Annotated in this window: 12 protein-coding genes; 8 read left to right on the top strand and 4 right to left on the bottom strand. The window is 71.4% G+C overall.

What is annotated here, in order from left to right; translation table 11 throughout:
- Window positions 1-536: 536 nt before the first annotated feature.
- From ileS to AB0368_RS34290, 7 genes are all read left to right on the top strand, one after another.
- Entirely contained in the window at window positions 537-3,638 is a 3,102-nt protein-coding gene (gene ileS / locus AB0368_RS34260) for an isoleucine--tRNA ligase (RefSeq protein WP_366158206.1), read from the top strand.
- Window positions 3,639-3,640: 2 nt separating this feature from the next.
- Window positions 3,641-4,639: a hypothetical protein gene (locus AB0368_RS34265; RefSeq protein ID WP_366158174.1), complete on the top strand. Its 999-nt coding sequence runs from the start codon at window positions 3,641-3,643 to the stop codon at window positions 4,637-4,639.
- 74 nt (window positions 4,640-4,713) lie between these two features.
- On the top strand, window positions 4,714-5,838 hold the full coding sequence (locus AB0368_RS34270; protein WP_366158175.1) for a citrate synthase 2: 1,125 nt from the start codon (window positions 4,714-4,716) through the stop codon (window positions 5,836-5,838).
- A gap of 136 nt (window positions 5,839-5,974) precedes the next feature.
- Window positions 5,975-6,598: a hydrolase gene (locus AB0368_RS34275; protein WP_366158176.1), complete on the top strand. Its 624-nt coding sequence runs from the start codon at window positions 5,975-5,977 to the stop codon at window positions 6,596-6,598.
- Between the two features lie 49 nt (window positions 6,599-6,647).
- The gene (locus AB0368_RS34280; RefSeq protein ID WP_366158177.1) at window positions 6,648-8,051 is read left to right on the top strand and encodes a GGDEF domain-containing protein; all 1,404 of its coding nucleotides are present in this window, start codon (window positions 6,648-6,650) and stop codon (window positions 8,049-8,051) included.
- Window positions 8,052-8,070: 19 nt separating this feature from the next.
- Entirely contained in the window at window positions 8,071-9,054 is a 984-nt protein-coding gene (locus tag AB0368_RS34285; protein ID WP_366158178.1) for a zinc-binding alcohol dehydrogenase family protein, read from the top strand.
- A 73-nt stretch (window positions 9,055-9,127) separates the two neighbouring features.
- A complete protein-coding gene (locus AB0368_RS34290) occupies window positions 9,128-11,110 on the top strand; it encodes a glycosyl hydrolase family 28-related protein (protein WP_366158179.1) in 1,983 nt (660 codons plus the stop codon).
- A gap of 209 nt (window positions 11,111-11,319) precedes the next feature.
- Here the strand turns inward: AB0368_RS34290 and AB0368_RS34295 are convergent, their stop codons facing one another.
- From AB0368_RS34295 to AB0368_RS34310, 4 genes are all read right to left on the bottom strand, one after another.
- Entirely contained in the window at window positions 11,320-12,216 is an 897-nt protein-coding gene (locus AB0368_RS34295) for a hypothetical protein (RefSeq protein ID WP_366158180.1), read from the bottom strand.
- A 5-nt stretch (window positions 12,217-12,221) separates the two neighbouring features.
- Complete coding sequence (locus AB0368_RS34300) at window positions 12,222-13,208, bottom strand: hypothetical protein (protein ID WP_366158181.1); 987 nt, start codon at window positions 13,206-13,208, stop codon at window positions 12,222-12,224.
- Between the two features lie 80 nt (window positions 13,209-13,288).
- Entirely contained in the window at window positions 13,289-13,597 is a 309-nt protein-coding gene (locus AB0368_RS34305; protein ID WP_366158182.1) for a hypothetical protein, read from the bottom strand.
- A gap of 90 nt (window positions 13,598-13,687) precedes the next feature.
- Entirely contained in the window at window positions 13,688-14,359 is a 672-nt protein-coding gene (locus AB0368_RS34310) for a DUF305 domain-containing protein (protein ID WP_366158183.1), read from the bottom strand.
- A gap of 130 nt (window positions 14,360-14,489) precedes the next feature.
- Here AB0368_RS34310 and AB0368_RS34315 point away from each other — a divergent pair, with 130 nt between their 5' ends.
- The gene (locus AB0368_RS34315; RefSeq protein ID WP_366158184.1) at window positions 14,490-15,929 is read left to right on the top strand and encodes a hypothetical protein; all 1,440 of its coding nucleotides are present in this window, start codon (window positions 14,490-14,492) and stop codon (window positions 15,927-15,929) included.
- The last annotated feature ends 103 nt before the right edge of the window (window positions 15,930-16,032 follow it).

Genomic DNA, 16,032 nt, shown 5'->3' on the forward strand with positions numbered 1-16,032 from the left:
GTCGCCCTTCGGAGCGCCCCGCCGGCGCACCACACACCGCGCACCACACCGCGCACCACCGCGTCCCGCGCGCCACCGCGCTCGGCACGGGACAGCGCACCACCGCGGCCGGGCATCATAAACCGCTCGGGCACCGCCCCCGCCTGCGCTAGCATTCGGTTTCCGCGAGGCGTTGACGAGGACGAGTAACGCCGTACGCAGCCTGAGAGCGACCGGGGACGGTGGAAGCCCGGAGGCGTGCCCGGCGCGAAGATCACCCTCCGAGCCGGACGACCCCGAATGGAGTGGATCACGCGCCGCCGTGGTCAAGGAGGGTGGTACCGCGGGGCCACGGCCTCGTCCCTCCGCCGGCAAGCCCGACAAGCCGGGTGCGACTCCGACGAGCCGGGTGTGAGCCCGAGGAGCCGGGTGCGACTCCGACGAGCCGGGTGTGAGCCCGAGGAGCCGGGTGCGACTCCGACGAGCCGGGTGTGAGCCCGACGAGCCGGGTGCGAACCCCGACGAATCGGTTGTGACCCCGACGGAGGAGCGTGACGATGTACCGGCCCGTACCCGCACAGGTAGACCTGGCCGCCCTCGACCACGAGGTGCTGCACTTCTGGCACGCCAACAGTGTCTTCGCTCGCAGCCTGGAGCAGACCGCCGGGCGCCCCGAGTGGATCTTTTATGAGGGGCCGCCGACCGCGAACGGTATGCCGGGCACCCACCACATCGAGAGCCGGGTCTTCAAGGATCTCTTCCCCCGGTACAAGACGATGAAGGGCTTCCATGTCGCGCGCCGGGCCGGGTGGGACTGCCATGGCCTGCCCGTCGAGCTGGCCGTGGAGAAGGAGCTCGGCTTCACCGGCAAGCAGGACATCGAGGCGTACGGGATCGCCGAGTTCAACGCCAAGTGCCGGGAGTCCGTCACCCGGCACACCGACGCGTTCGCCGCGCTGACTGAGCGGATGGGCTACTGGGTCGACATGGACGACGCCTATCGGACCATGGATCCCGCGTACATCGAGTCGGTCTGGTGGTCGTTGCAGCGGATCTTCGACAAGGGTCTGCTGGTCGAGGACTTCCGGGTGGCGCCCTGGTGCCCGCGGGACCAGACCGCGTTGTCCGATCATGAACTCGCGCAGGGGTACGAGACCGATGTCGACCCCTCGGTCTTCGTGCGTTTCCCGCTCACCGGCGGGCCGCTGGCGGGGACGGCGTCGCTGCTGGTGTGGACGACCACTCCGTGGACGCTGGTCTCCAACACCGCGGTCGCAGTGCATCCCGAGGTCACGTATGTGGTGGCGACCGACGGCGCTGAGCGGCTGGTGGTTGCCGAGGCGCTGGTGGGGCGGGTGCTCGATGGCTGGGCTGTGACCGGGGAGAGTTTCTCCGGCAAGGAGCTGGAGCGGTGGGCGTACCGGCCTCCTTTCGATCTTGTCGACGTGCCGGGCGCGCAGATCGTCGTCCTTGCGGAGTACGTCACGACCGAGAGCGGGACGGGGCTCGTGCATCAGGCGCCCGCGTTCGGTGCCGACGACCTTGCGACCTGCCGGGCCTACGGTCTGCCGATGGTCAATCCGGTGCGCCCGGACGGCACCTTCCTGCCTGAGGTTCCGCTGGTCGGGGGGATGTTCTTCAAGGCCGCCGACGCGCCGCTGGTCACCGATCTGCAGGCGCGGGGGCTGCTCTTCAGGGAACAACGGTACGAGCACAGCTACCCCCACTGCTGGCGCTGCCACACGCCGCTCATCTACTACGCGCAGCCCTCCTGGTACGTCCGCACGACGGCGATCCGCGACCGGCTGCTGCAGGAGAACGAGCGCACCAACTGGCAGCCCGAGACGATCAAGTACGGACGGTTCGGCGACTGGCTGACCAACAACGTGGACTGGGCGCTTTCCCGATCTCGTTACTGGGGTACGCCGCTGCCCATCTGGCGCTGCCCCGACGGCCATCTGACCTGCGTGGGCTCGCTGGCCGAGCTTGGCGCGAAGGCCGGGCGCGACCTGGCGCACCTGGATCCGCACCGGCCGTTCATCGACGAGGTCACGTTCGCCTGTGAGTGCGGCGCCACCGCCACGCGCGTGCCGGATGTCATCGACGCCTGGTACGACTCCGGTGCGATGCCGTTCGCGCAGGTCGGGTACCCGTACCGGACGGAAGAGCTCAGTTATCCGGCGCAGTTCATCGCCGAGGCCATCGACCAGACGCGGGGTTGGTTCTACACGCTCATGGCGGTGGGCACGCTGGTCTTCGACCGGTCCGCGTACGAGAACGTGGTCTGTCTCGGGCACATCGTGGCCGAGGACGGCCGCAAGATGTCGAAGCACCTGGGCAACATCGTGGAGCCGATCCCGCTGATGGAACGGCACGGTGCGGACGCGGTGCGCTGGTTCATGGCCGCGGTGGGCTCGCCGTGGTCGTCGCGGCGGGTCGGGCAGACCACCCTGCAGGAGGTCGTTCGCAAGACGCTGCTGACCTACTGGAACACGGCCGCCTTCCAGGCTCTGTACGGGCGTACCGCAGGCTGGTCCCCTTCGGCTTCGGACCCGGCGCCGGCCCACCGTCCGGTGCTCGACCGCTGGGTGCTGTCCGAGCTGCACACCCTGGTGGGCGCGGTGGACCGGGCGATGGCCGCGTTCGACACGCACGAGGCCGGCAAGCTGCTCGCCGCGTTCGTCGACGACCTCTCCAACTGGTACGTGCGCCGCAGCCGCCGCCGGTTCTGGCGTGGTGATCCTGCCGCGCTCGCCACCCTGCACGAGGCGCTGGTGACGGTGACGCTGCTGCTCGCGCCGATCACGCCGTTCATCACCGAGCGGGTGTGGCAGGACCTGGTCGTCCCGGTGACGCCGACCGCCGCGCCGTCGGTGCATCTGGCCGCGTACCCAATCCCCGACGAGACCTTGGTCGACGGGAAGCTGGCCGCGGAGATGGTGCTGGCCCGGCGGTTGGTGGAGCTGGGCCGTGCGGCCCGCGCGGACTCGGGCATGAAGACGCGGCAGCCGCTGGCCCGGGCGCTCGCCTCGGCCCAGGGTTTCGCCGAGCTCGGCCCCGAGCTGCTCGCGGAGATCGCGGCGGAGCTCAACGTCGGCGTGGTGCTCGGGGTGGGTGCGGCCGGGGAGTCTCTCGTGGACACCACCGCCAAGGCGAACTTCCGTCCGCTGGGCAAGCGGTTCGGGAAGGCGGTGCAGGATGTGGCCCGGGCCATCGCCGCGGCGGACGCGGCCACGCTGAAGCGGGACCTGGCCATGGGTACGGCGACGGTCACCGTCGACGGCGCACCGGTCGAGCTGACCTCCGACGAGGTGGTGATCACCGAGACGCCGCGGCAGGGCTGGGCGGTCGCGGCCGAGGCCGGTGCCACGGTGGCGCTCGACCTCCAGCTGACGCCCCAGCTGCGCCGGGCCGGCCTCGCCCGGGACGCGGTCCGGTTGATCCAGGAGGCCCGCAAGGCGAGCGGCTTGGAGGTGTCCGACCGGATCGCGCTGCGGTACGCGGCCACCGACGACGACACCGCCGCCGCGCTGGAGGAGCACCGCGATCTGGTGGCCGACGAAGTGCTCGCCATCGAGTACGCGGCCGGCGAACCGTCCTGGGGTGCGCCGATCACCGACCCGGGCCTTGGCCTCACCTTCTGGCTGCGGAAGGCCTGACAATGTCCCTGCGGGCGGCGGGCGTCCTGGCAGCCCTGCTCGCCCTCTCGGGCTGCTCAACAGCGGGTCCGCGATGGGAAGAGATCACCCTGCCTGCCACGCAGCCCGTCGTCCTCCGCGACGCCGTGCACTGCGGCGATCGCTGGTACGTCGTCGGGGCGCTCCAGCCGCCCGGCGCGGATCCCCGCCCGGCCGCGTGGGAGAGCTCCGACGGCCGGGCGTGGCGCAGCGTGCGGATCTCGCCCCAGCCCGGCAGCTACTACGGTCCGCGCAACGTCCTCTACTCGGTCGCCTGTGCCGGGGGCCGGATCGCCGCGCTGGGCGCGCAGAGCGGCGGCGCGCACGGCAATCCGCGGACGAGCAGCTGGGTCCAGCGTCCGGACGGCGCGCTGGCCGAGGTCGCCGCGCCCTTTGATCTGTACGGCGGGGACGAGGCCGTGGACGCCGGCCGGATCACCGGCGGGCCGGCCGGTTTCCTGATCGTGGGCAACCGCACGAGTGGCCCGGCGGCCTGGATCTCCGCCGACGGCACCCGCTTCAACCGGCACGAGGTGGGGGAGAAGGGCTCGCTGGCCCGCGACGGTGTGGTCCTGGCCGATCGCTACCTGATGGTCGGCGGTCCGGCGGCGGGGTGGGAGTCCGCCGACGGCAACCGATGGACCGAAGCCCGCCTCGACGGCGTCGAAGCGCAGCGCGTCACCGTCTTCCAGGGCGACGTCATCGCGGCCGGGCAGCGCGGCGGGACGTTCGGCGCCTGGCGGTGGCGGTCCGGCTCGTGGACCGATCTCGGTTCTTTCGGTACGGCGACCCCGGCCGGCCTCCGCTCGATGACGGCCTGGAACGGACACGTGGTGGCGGCAGCTGATCGGGTCTGGTCATCGCCGGACGGCCGTTCCTGGGACGAGGTCGCGACGCCGGTGCCGCCGGTCGCGGTGGCCGGTGCCGGGCCGGATCTGCTGCTTCTCGGTGCCGGGCGCGCCTGGCTGGCTCACCCGGTGTGACATTTTCCCCACGATCGACCGGCCTGACCAGCCGTAAGATTCGAGCTTCACCGATGTGTTCACCGGGAGTCACCATGCTGACCGTTCCCCCTGGCCTCGCCGGCGTCGTCGCCTTCGACACCGAGATCGCGGAACCCGACCGCGACGGCGGATCCCTGCGCTACCGCGGCATCGACATCGAGAAGCTCGTCGGCAAGGTGTCCTTCGCCGACGTTTGGGGGCTGCTCGTCGACGGGGACTTCGGTTCCCCGCTGCGACCCGAGGAGCCCTATCCCCTCGCCCTGCGTTCCGGCGACATCCGGGCCGACGCCCAGGCGGCGATCGCGACGGCGGCCCCGGCCTGGAACGCCCGCCCGCTGATCGACATCGACGACGCGCAGGCCCGTATCGACCTGGCCCGTACCTCCGCCACGCTGCTCTCGCTGGTGGCCCAGGGCGCGCGCGGCACCGAGCTGCCGGGTGTGCCCGAGCGCCGGGTCGACGAGGCCTCCAGCATCGTCGAGCGGTTCATGATCCGGTGGCGCGGCGATCCCGATCCGCGGCACGTCAGCGCGATCGACCGCTACTGGATCTCCGCGGCCGAGCACGGCATGAACGCCTCGACCTTCACCGCCCGGGTCGTGGCGAGCACCGGCGCCGACGTGCCGGCGGCCATGTCGGCGGCGGTCGGGGCGATGTCCGGCCCGCTGCACGGCGGTGCGCCCTCCCGGGCCCTGCACATGGTCGAGGCGGTCGAGCGCTCCGGCGACGCCCGCGGCTACGTGAAGCAGGTGCTCGACAGCGGCCAGCGGCTCATGGGCTTCGGCCACGCCATCTACCGCGCCGAGGACCCGCGTGCCCGGCTGCTGCGTGCCACCGCCAAGGAGCTGGGTGCGCCGCGCTACGAGGTGGCGAAGGCGCTCGAGGACGCTGCCCTCACGGAGCTGCGCGAGCGCAAGCCCGACCGGGTGCTCGAGACCAACGTCGAGTTCTGGGCGGCCATCATCCTCGATTTCGCCGAGGTGCCGGCGCCGATGTTCACGTCGATGTTCACCTGCGCCCGTACGGCGGGCTGGGCGAGCCACATCCTCGAGCAGAAGCGCCTGGGCAAGATCATCCGGCCGTCGGCGGATTACGTCGGCGTGACCGACCGCGACCCGTCGGAGCTCGGCGGCTGGGAGGACGCGCTGAAGCGCAATGCGGGCCGGACCTACGTCTGACCCAGGCGGCCCTCGCGGCCAGCCGTGACCTGAACCGCACGGCCGGGTGTCCGGGAGGGCGCTCGGCGGAACCGCGGCCGGGTGTCCGGGAGGCGCCCGGCCGTTTGGCCGCTTCCGGGCTGGGCATCCGCGGAGAGTGGCCAGAATTGCCGTGGCGGGTGGCCGGCTCCCCGCCGACTTGGTGCTTCCCGACGGCGCGACCGGTGTGGTGGCCTTCGCCCACGGCAGCGAAAGCTCCCGGCACGATCCGGCCAACCGCGCGATGGCCGAGGCCCTCAACCTGCGGGGCCTGGGCACGATCCTCGTCGACCTGATGATCGCCGAAGAGAAACCGGCGGGCCTCATGACCGCCGAGGAGGAACCGGCCGGTGTTGGTGCGCTCGCCGACCGGCTCGTCGCCGTCGTGGACTGGCTGGGTGAGCACGGCCCGACCTCGGATCTGGAGGTCGGCCTCTTCGGCGCGGGCGCCGGCGCGGCGGTCGTCCTGCTCGCGGCGGCGGCCCGGCCCGATCCGGTACGGGCGGTGGTGTGCCACGGCGGCCGCCCGGACCTGGTCGGCCCGGCCCTGGTCGAGGTGGCCGCCCCGACCCTGTTCCTGGTGGGTGAGCGGGACGTCGACGGGATCGAGCTCGACCGGGAGGCCTGCGCCACCATGACGGTGACAGCCGAGCTGCGGATCGTCCCCGGAGACGTGGACCGGGTGGCGGAGCAGGCCGGGGATTGGTTCGCCGGGCATCTGGAGCCCCGTCCGGCGCATTGACGCAGCTCACAACGGCTCAAGTAGCGGGTCTGCGGTCCGATGGGGCGACGTGTCCCGGACCAGCGTACGACTCTTCCTCCTGGTGATGTTCGCTGTCACCCTGGTCGAGGCGGTGTTCTACTACTCGACGTCCGGCGAGGTCGTTCACGTCGTCGCGTACACCGGGCTGTGTTCGCTCGCCTGGTGGTCCGCGCTCCGGTTGCCGCGGGGCGGTGGACGCCTGCCGTGGCTGCTCATCGCCGCCGGGATGACGCTGTGGTTCGCCGGGGACGCGTTCGAGCTGATCGAGGTGCACTTCCTCGGCGGCACTCCCGACGTGGGCCTGGCCGACGCGTTCTGGCTGGGCGGATACCCGCTGCTCGCCGTCGCTCTCGCGCTGATCGCCCGGCGCCGGGCTCCCGGGCGGTTGCGGGGTGCGGTGGTCGATGCCCTCACCCTGACGGTGGCCGCCGGCGCGGTGAGCTGGCAGTTCATCATGAAGCCGCTGGCCGAGGGCCTCACTCTGGCCGAGTCCGCGGTTCCGCTGCTCTACCCGTTCGCCGATGTCGTGCTGCTCAGCGGCGCGCTGGTCGTCGCCCTGTCGCCCGGGATCCGGACAGCGCCCACCCGGCTCGTGCTCGCTGGGGCCGTCTGGTTCCTCGCCATGGATCTCGGGTGGAACGTCCTTCCGTACTTCGTCGACAGTGATCTCTACGGCCGCCTCGGCGCCGCGATGATCTTCGGTAACGCGCTTGTCGTGGCTGCCGCCCTGCACCCTGCCCGGGGCGAGCTCAGCCGGGAGGGCGCCGAGACCGGCACCCTGCACCCGGCCCGCATCTTCTTCCTCGCCGTGGCGCTGATGACCGCGCCGCTGCTCACGCTGGTGGCCGACGACAAGATCACCGCCGTGGTGGCTTCGGCCGCCTGCGCGCTGCTGGTCATCGTGCGGTTCACCGCCGCGGTCCGCGAGCAGGAACGGGCCCAGGCGCAGCTCGCGTACCAGGCGCGTTGTGACCCGCTGACCGGCCTGGCCAATCGCTCGGTGCTGGGAGACCGGCTGGCCCGGGCGGTGCCGGCGCCGGACGCGCCGGTCGCGGTCCTCTATCTGGACCTGGACGGCTTCAAGCAGATCAACGACCGGTACGGCCACGAGGCGGGCGACGCGGTCCTGCGTACGGTCGCCGACCGGCTCTCCGCCGTGGTCCGCGAGCAGGACCTGGTGGCGCGGCTCGGCGGGGATGAGTTCGTACTGCTTTGCCCCGGCGTCTCCGCCGAGGAGGCGGCCTGGCTGGCCGAGCGCCTGCTCACCGACGTCTCGTGGCCGGTGCCCTACGAGGGCCACCACCTCACGGTCGGCGTGAGCATCGGCATCGCGGCCCGGACCGCGGTCGGCGAGGAGGGGCTGCTGCGGGTGGCGGACGCAGCCATGTACGAGGCCAAGCGGCTGGGTCGCGGCCGCTACATCCTCAGTTAGAGCGCGCTACATTGATTCCATGGAAACTAATTCTATGGAAGCCATCGTGCTGGAGGCGCCCGGGCCACCCGAGGCCCTGCAGCTGCGGGAACTGCCGATTCCCGTGCCCGCTCCGGGTCAGGTGCTGATCCGGGTCAAGGCGTTCGGGCTCAACCGCTCGGAGCTGCACACCCGGCTCGGGCTCGCCGAGGGCGTCACCTTCCCGCGGGTGCCGGGCATCGAGGCGACCGGCGTGGTGGCCGCCGCCCCCGCCGGCGAGTTCGCGCCCGGCCAGCAGGTCATGGCGATGATGGGCGGGATGGGCCGCACCTTCGACGGCGGGTACGCGCAGTACACCTGCGTCCCCGCCGGCCAGGTGATCCCGTTCCGCAGCGACCTCGACTGGGCCGTGCTCGGTGCGGTGCCCGAGACGTTGCAGACCGCGTACGGGTCGCTGACCGAGGCTCTCGATGTCCGGCCGGGACAGACGCTGCTGATCCGCGGCGGCACCTCGTCGGTCGGGATGACCGCGGCCGTGCTGGCGAAGCGGCTCGGCATCACCGTTCTGGCGACCACCCGTAACGAGGCCAAGGCCGCGGCGCTCAAGGGCATCGGCGTGGACCACGTGCTCATCGACGACGGCGCGGTGGCGGAGCGGGTGCGGGAGATCTTCCCGGACGGGGTGGACAACGCGTTGGAGCTGGTCGGTGTCCCGACGCTGCCGGACACCCTGCGAGCCGTCCGGAAGCATGGCGTCGTCTGCTTCTCCGGCATGCTCTCCAACGAGTGGATCGTGAAGGACTTCTATCCGATCGGCTATCTGCCGCGCGGGGTGCGGCTGGCCGCGTACGGCGGCGACGCCAACGATCTGCCGCAGGCCGTACTGCAGGAGTTCCTCGACGCCGTCGCGGCGGGCGAGGCGGTGGTGCCGTTGGACCGCACGTACCGGCTGGACCAGATCGCCCAGGCGCACGCCGACATGGAGGCGAACCGCGCGGCGGGCAAGCTCGTCGTGCTGCCCTGAAAGAACTGAACGAGTATCCGAAAATTGGTGACCATCTCTTGTGGTGTTCGTAACGGACACCTAAGGTCGCTCCATGTCTTCGCGAACGAGAAGCGTGGTGGCGGCGGCCCTCATCGGGCTCGGGCCGGCCGTCGTCCTGGGTGGACCGGCCGGCGCCGCTCCCGCCGTACCCGTGACCCGGGCCGCTCTTGATCCCGCCCTCGTGGCCGGGCGCGGCGCGACCGTCGGCTTCCTCGAACAGGAGGCGGAGAACGCGCGGTTCACCGGTTCCGCCATCGGCCCGGACCGCAACGCCTACACCCTGGCCGCCGAGGCATCCGGGCGGAAGGCGGTCCGGCTCACCCCGGGCCAGTACGTCGAATTCACCCTGCCCCGGGCCGCAAATGCGATCACCGTCCGCTACGCCATCCCGGACGCCCCGGGCGGAGGCGGGATCACCGCGCCGCTGGGCGTCACCGTCGGCGGCACGGCGCGCAAGACGATGACCCTCACCTCGGAGTACGCGTACCTCTACAACCAGTACCCGTTCACCAACGACCCGGGCGCGGACCTGCTGCATCCGGACTGGTGGATCACCGAGTGCGGCTGCGTACCCGCCGCCACGACGCCCGCTCCCGTGATCGCGAAGCCGTTCCGGCCCATGCACTTCTACGACGAGCAGCGGCTGTTGCTGGGCCGGACCTACCGGGCCGGCGAAACGGTACGGCTGACCGCATCCGCCGGCGCGGCCTGGACGGTCATCGACCTGCTCGACTCGGAGCTGGTGGCGCCGCCGAAGGTGACCCTGGCCGCCGCCGACGCGCTGGTCTTCGGCGCCGATCCGACCGGGCGCCGGGACTCCGCCACCGCCCTGGACCGGGCGATCGCGTTCGCCCGCAAGGCCAAGCTCAAGGTCTACATCCCGCCGGGAACCTACCGGGTGGACCGGCACATCGTCGTGGACGACGTGACCATCGAGGGTGCCGGCAACTGGTACACGATCATCAAAGGGCGGCAGGTCACCCTCGGCGAGCCGGCCCCCGACGGCTCGGTGCACACCGGCGTCGGCTTCTACGGCAAGGACGCCGCCGACGGCGGCAGCCACCACGTGCACCTGCGCGACTTCGCCATCGAGGGCGACGTCCGGGAGCGCATCGACACCGACCAGGTCAACGGCATCGGCGGCGCGTTCGGCGACTCGTCGGTGGAGCGGCTGCACATCCGGCACACCAAGGTCGGCATGTGGTTCGACGGCCCGATGCGCAACCTGCGGATCGAGGGCAACGTCATCGTCGACCAGATCGCCGACGCGCTGAACTTTCACACCGGCGTCACGAAGTCGCTGGTACGCCACACCTTCGTGCGCAACACCGGGGACGACGGCCTGGCCATGTGGTCGGAGAAGACCGCCGACGCCGGCAACACCTTCGACCACAACACCGTGCAGACGCCGACGCTGGCGAACGGCATCGCGATCTACGGCGGCACGGACAACACCGTCTCCGGCAACCTCGTCAGCGACCCGATCCGCGAGGGCAGCGGCATCCACGTCGGATCCCGGTTCGGCGCCGAGCCGTTCGCCGGCCGGCTCACGATCAAGGACAACACCGTGGTACGGGCCGGCACGTACGAGCTGAACTGGAACATCGGCCTCGGCGCCATCTGGTTCTACGCGCTGGACAAGACGATCGACGCGGACATCCGGGTGACCGGCGACCACTACCTCGACAGCACGTACAACGCGATCATGCTGGTCAGCGACTGGAGCGTGAAGGACCTCTACACGATCCGCGGGGTGGCTTTCCAAGACATCCGAGTCGACGGTACGGGCACCTCAGTGGTCAGCGCCCGCACCGAGGGATCGGCGTCCTTCGAGAACGTGGACGCGCGCCACGTCGGCGCCGTCGGGGTCAACAACTGCGGTTCATTCCACTTCACCCCGGCCGGCTCGGAATTCGCCCTGACGGATCGAGGCGGAAATGACGGGGGATGGCTGGCGCCGTACATTCCGAATGTGATCTCGTGCGACGACCGCCCGCCGGTCGTCCCGCCGCCGCCACCCACCACCTGGGAATGAGGGCTTTTGAGGGGCGGGCGGCCTTGGCCGGCCGCCTCCGCCGCTCCTACGCTGCGGCGCGCCGGCAAGCACATCTGGATCGAGAAGCCGGTCCTGCGGTCGATCGCGCAGGGTGGTCCCTCCGGCGCGACCCTGGTCGACGCCGTAAGCAGCGCGGAGGCCCTCGACGCCATGACCGCCTCGGTGGAATCCGGATCCTGGGTGACGGTTCAGGCCGCGGCGCGAGCGATGATCGCCTCGGCGTAGTGGGCGCACCGGTCCGGGAAGATCGGGAAGAACTTCACCGGCGCCACCAGCTCGGCCTCGAGCAGCAGCAGGCCGGACGGCGACGCGGGGTCGATGATGAAGTCGAGGCGCACCGACAGCGGCTCGTTGACCAGCAGGTTGCGCAGCTCGGCATAGGTCTGCCGGATCACCCGCTCCTGCTGGGCGGTGAACCCGGGATAGGGCTGCGGGTCCGGGTGGAACGCCCGCGACCGGTCGCCCGGCCGCAGGATCGCCGCCTTGGTGACCGCGTGCGAGATGGTGCCGTCGACGGTGACGACGCCCAGCTCCCGGTGCGTGTCGATGGCCGTCACGTACGGCTGGACGATCGCGGTGCCGAGTTCCCGCAGGTAGGCGACGAGGGCGGGCAACTCGTCGGCGGTGAACTCGCGCGCGCCGAGGGTGCCGCCGGCCGCGATCGGCTTGGCGACCACCGTGGGGCGTGCCGCGTCCACCGTCCGGAAGAGCTCACGCAGGACGGCGGGATCGGGCTTCTCCACCAGCGTGGTGGGCACGATCGGTACGCCCGCGTCACCGAGCCGTGAGAGATACCGCTTGTTCGACCCGAGCGCGATCGCGTCGAGCGGGTTGAGCAGGCGGGTGCCGTCGAGCTCGCGCGCCCACAGCCACTGGTCGAAGGCGGACAGATCGGTCCACATGCTCCACGGCGACTGGAGCACCACCGCGTCGTAGCCGGCCCACTCGACCCGCTCGCCGCCGTCCCAGGTGACGATCTCCGGCGTCGCCCCGCGGGCGCGCAGCTCCCCGGCCACCAGCGGGCTGTCGGTGTCCCGCCAGAGGGGGTCGGGGAAGCCGCGCGAGGTGACCAGGGCGATCCGCATGGTGGTCAGCGCACCCCGGCGATCTGCGGACGCCCGGCGGTCGGCTGCGCCCAGGCCGGCAGTTCCCGCCGCGCGGGCCGCACCTCCTGGGTCGCCTCGGCCGCCTGCGTGACCATGGCCTGCGTGACCAGGGCCTGCGTGGTCTCCGTCTCGATCGCGACCTGCCCGAGCCCAAGCCCGGCAAGGTCGTGTCCGGTCTCCTCGACGGCGACCACCGGCGCGGCGCTCAGCACCACCTTGTCCCGCTCCGCCCGATCGAGCAGGGCACGCGCGGCCTCCGGCAGGGCCACCCGCGCGGCGTCGGCCACCGACTGCGCGGCCATGACCTCGTTGCGCAGTGTCCGCACCGCGGCCGTCGCCACGTCGGCGGCCTTCCAGGCGGCGTCCTCGACGTTCAGTGCCTGCTGGTACGCGGTGAAGCGATGGTCGGCCGCCGCCCGCGCGAGCACCAGCTCCTGCTCGACGGGGTGCAGCGTCGGGTCCCACCCGTTGCGGTGCGTCAGCGCGTCCAGGAGCTGGGTGTCGGAGAGGTCGCCCCGCCGGTGGGCGGCCTGAGCGGCCCGGCGCAACGCCTGCACCCGCTCGGCGCCGTCGTCCTCCGCCGGCCCGGGCGTCGCGTACGCGGCGGCACGGCGGGACCGCTCCAGTGCGGCGTCCGCGTCCTGCCACGCCTGCCAGGCCCGCTCCACCACGGCCTGCGCCTGCTGGCATTCCTCTCGGCGGCGTTCCGCGGTGGCGGCGGCGCCCCGGGCCGCCACGGCGATCTCCTCGGCGTACCGGATCGTCTCCTGCGCCTCGGCGGCCCGTCGCTGCAGCTCGGCGCGCTTCTGGGCGGCCGAGTGGGCCAGCCACGCGGTGATCTGCCGTGGCCGGCGGACACCGTGCGGGAGCGCGAGTCCGCCGAGGGCGACGACGGCCAGCACGATCAGCGCCAGCCAGATGACCGCCACCCGGCCGCTGTTGCCGACGAGGAGCTCAAGAGCGTAATCCATGTCCATCCCTTTTCCACCTACGAGCACCGGTAATCGATCGGCCCCGATCCGCGCGTGCGGGCCGGGGGACTGCCGTGCGATCAGGCGGTGGTAGGAGGTGCTCGCGACCCGGTGGCAAAGCCGCTGACCTGGCCGGTCAGGCGGACGACCCGGGCCGGAGCGCCCGCGGCGGCCGCGAGGGGGAGGTTGACGACCGGACCGGTGGCCGGGGCGGTCGCGGGCAGGAACGATGACGCCTCGGCGGCCGGTGCCGGTGTGATCTCGGAGGCCGCGACGGCGGCGGTCACCGAAACCGGAACCGGATCCACGGCCGTGGCGGTGACGGCTGCCCCGCCGAGCAGGGCCAGGAAGAGCGAGGTGACGAGCGACAGACGCGTCCGCCGAAGCACACCCCTCACATCCACACCGGACAACCTATCCAGGAACATCAGCCCGGCGCACCTCCCGGACGGAAGATCGTGATCGATGCAACCCGGTCCTCACGGGAGCCGGAGCTGTTCCATGCGGCGGATCTCGCTGCCCTGCTCGACCGCCATCTCGTTGGCCAGCTCGCGCAGCCGCTGGTCGCTTCCGCCGCCCAGGACGTCGCCGGCCATCTGGATCGCGCCCCGGTGGTGGGCGCTCATCATCGTCACGAACCGGTGGTCGAAAGCCGCGCCGGTGAGCCCGGTGAGCGCCGCCATGTCCGCCTCGGACTGCATGCCGGGCATGGTGCGGTGGTCGTGGGCCGGGTCGCTCGCCGGCAGCTTGCGGTCGCGCAGCCAGGCCCGCAGCCAGGTCACCTCGGGTGCCTGGGCGGCGCGGATGCGGTCCGCCAGCGCCTTCAGCCGCGGGTCACCGGCCCGGCCGGCGGCCAGCTCGGCCATCTCGATGGCCTGTCCGTGGTGGACGATCATCATCTGGACGAACGCGGTGTCGATCGAGTTGTACGTGTCGCCGTCCGGCGCCCGGACCTGGTCGGTATCTGTCACCACCGCCGGATCGCCCGGCCTTCCCGGCAGGACGACGCGTTGCGGCGGCGCCGAACTGGTCGCTGCGCGGGGGGCGGCGGCCGATCTGTCGTCACCGGAGCGTGCGGCGAGGGCCGCGCCGCCCGCGCCGAGCACCACCACCGTGGCGGCGATCAGCGTCAATGTCCTCTGCCGGCTCATCGGGTCCTTTCGGCCACGGAACAAGCTTCCCCGGTTCAGTACCGGAGCACTATCGTAGCGACGAACGTGAATGCGCACCGACCGTGACAACATCCTGCCTCTCGGTGCGTCCCCAGCCGGAAGGAGCTTCATGAAGCACTCTGCCCCACGAGGGCGGCAGCTCAAGCGCCTGGCGGGTCTGAGCGCGGCCGCGGCCGTAGCCGGCCTGCTGGCCGCGCCGTCCAGCGTCGCGGCGCAGGCCCCGGCCGACCCGGGTACGCCACCCGGCGTCGACGAGGTCGCCAGCACGCCGAACCTCAACCAGGTCGCCTTCCTGCCGAAGACGGGCCCGTTCGCCACCTCGTACAACACCGACTGGGCCTTCCAGGGCGAGTACGCGTTCGGCGGCAACTACAACGGCTTCACCGTCTACGACGTGTCCGACCCGAAGGCGCCGACCGTCGCGGCCCAGGTGCTCTGCCCGGGATCACAGAACGACGTCTCGGTCAGCGGCAACCTGCTCTTCCTGGGTACGGACTCGCAGCGCACGAACGACTCGTGTGACAACGCCGCCTCGACGAGCACGGCCCCCGGCGACCGCTGGGAAGGCATCAAGGTCTTCGACATCAGCGACCCGGCGACGCCGAGGTACGTGAAGTCGGTCAAGACGACGTGCGGCTCGCACACGCAGACGCTGGTGCCGGGCAAGGCGGGCGACGACTCGATCTACCTGTACGTGTCGTCGTACAACCTGGCCGGGGCCGACCAGCCCAACTGCGCGCTGCCGCACGACAAGATCTCCATCGTGCGCGTGCCCCGGACCGACCCGGCCGCCGCGGCGGTCGTGGCCACGCCGGTGCTGTTCCCGGACGGCGGAAACCCCGGCGGGCCGGCCAACCAGGCGCCGACGACCGGCTGCCACGACATCACCGCGTACCCGGAGAAGGACCTCGCCGCGGGCGCCTGCATGGGTGACGGCGTGCTGTTCGACATCTCGGTCCGCTCGGCGCCGCGCGTGATCACCACGGTCCGCGACACCGAGAACTTCGCCTTCTGGCACTCGGCGACGTTCAACAACAACGCCACCAAGGTCGTCTTCACCGACGAGCTCGGCGGCGGCGGCATGGCGACCTGCAACCCGGAGATCGGACCCCACCGGGGAGCGGACGCGATCTACGACATCGTGGGCCGCGGCAGCGACCGCAAGCTGGAGTTCCGCAGCTACTTCAAGATCCCGCGGACCAACACCGACACCGAGAACTGCGTGGCGCACAACGGCTCGCTCGTGCCGGTGCCGGGCCGCGACATCATGGTGCAGGCGTGGTACCAGGGCGGCGTCTCGGTCTGGGACTTCACCGACTCCCGCAACCCCAAGGAGATCGCCTATTGGGAGCGCGGCCCGATCTCGGCCACCCAGTTCGTTCTCGGCGGCTCCTGGTCGGCGTACTGGTACAACGGCTTCATCTACTCCAACGACATCGCCAAGGGCGTCGACGTGCTGGAGCTGAAGGACATCCGTACCAACCCGGCGCGCCGGGCTCGTACGGACGAGTTCAACGCGCAGACCCAGGACAACTACCGCAACTGGTGACGACCTGAGTCACAGGCCCGGCCCTTCGCGGGGCCGGGCCTGCCCGCATCTGGCAGGGTGCGAGACGTGGAGAACCTGTGGCTGCAGAAGATCGCTGAGAATC

This window comes from Actinoplanes sp. NPDC051475 (genome assembly GCF_040689425.1).
GTDB lineage: Bacteria > Actinomycetota > Actinomycetes > Mycobacteriales > Micromonosporaceae > Actinoplanes.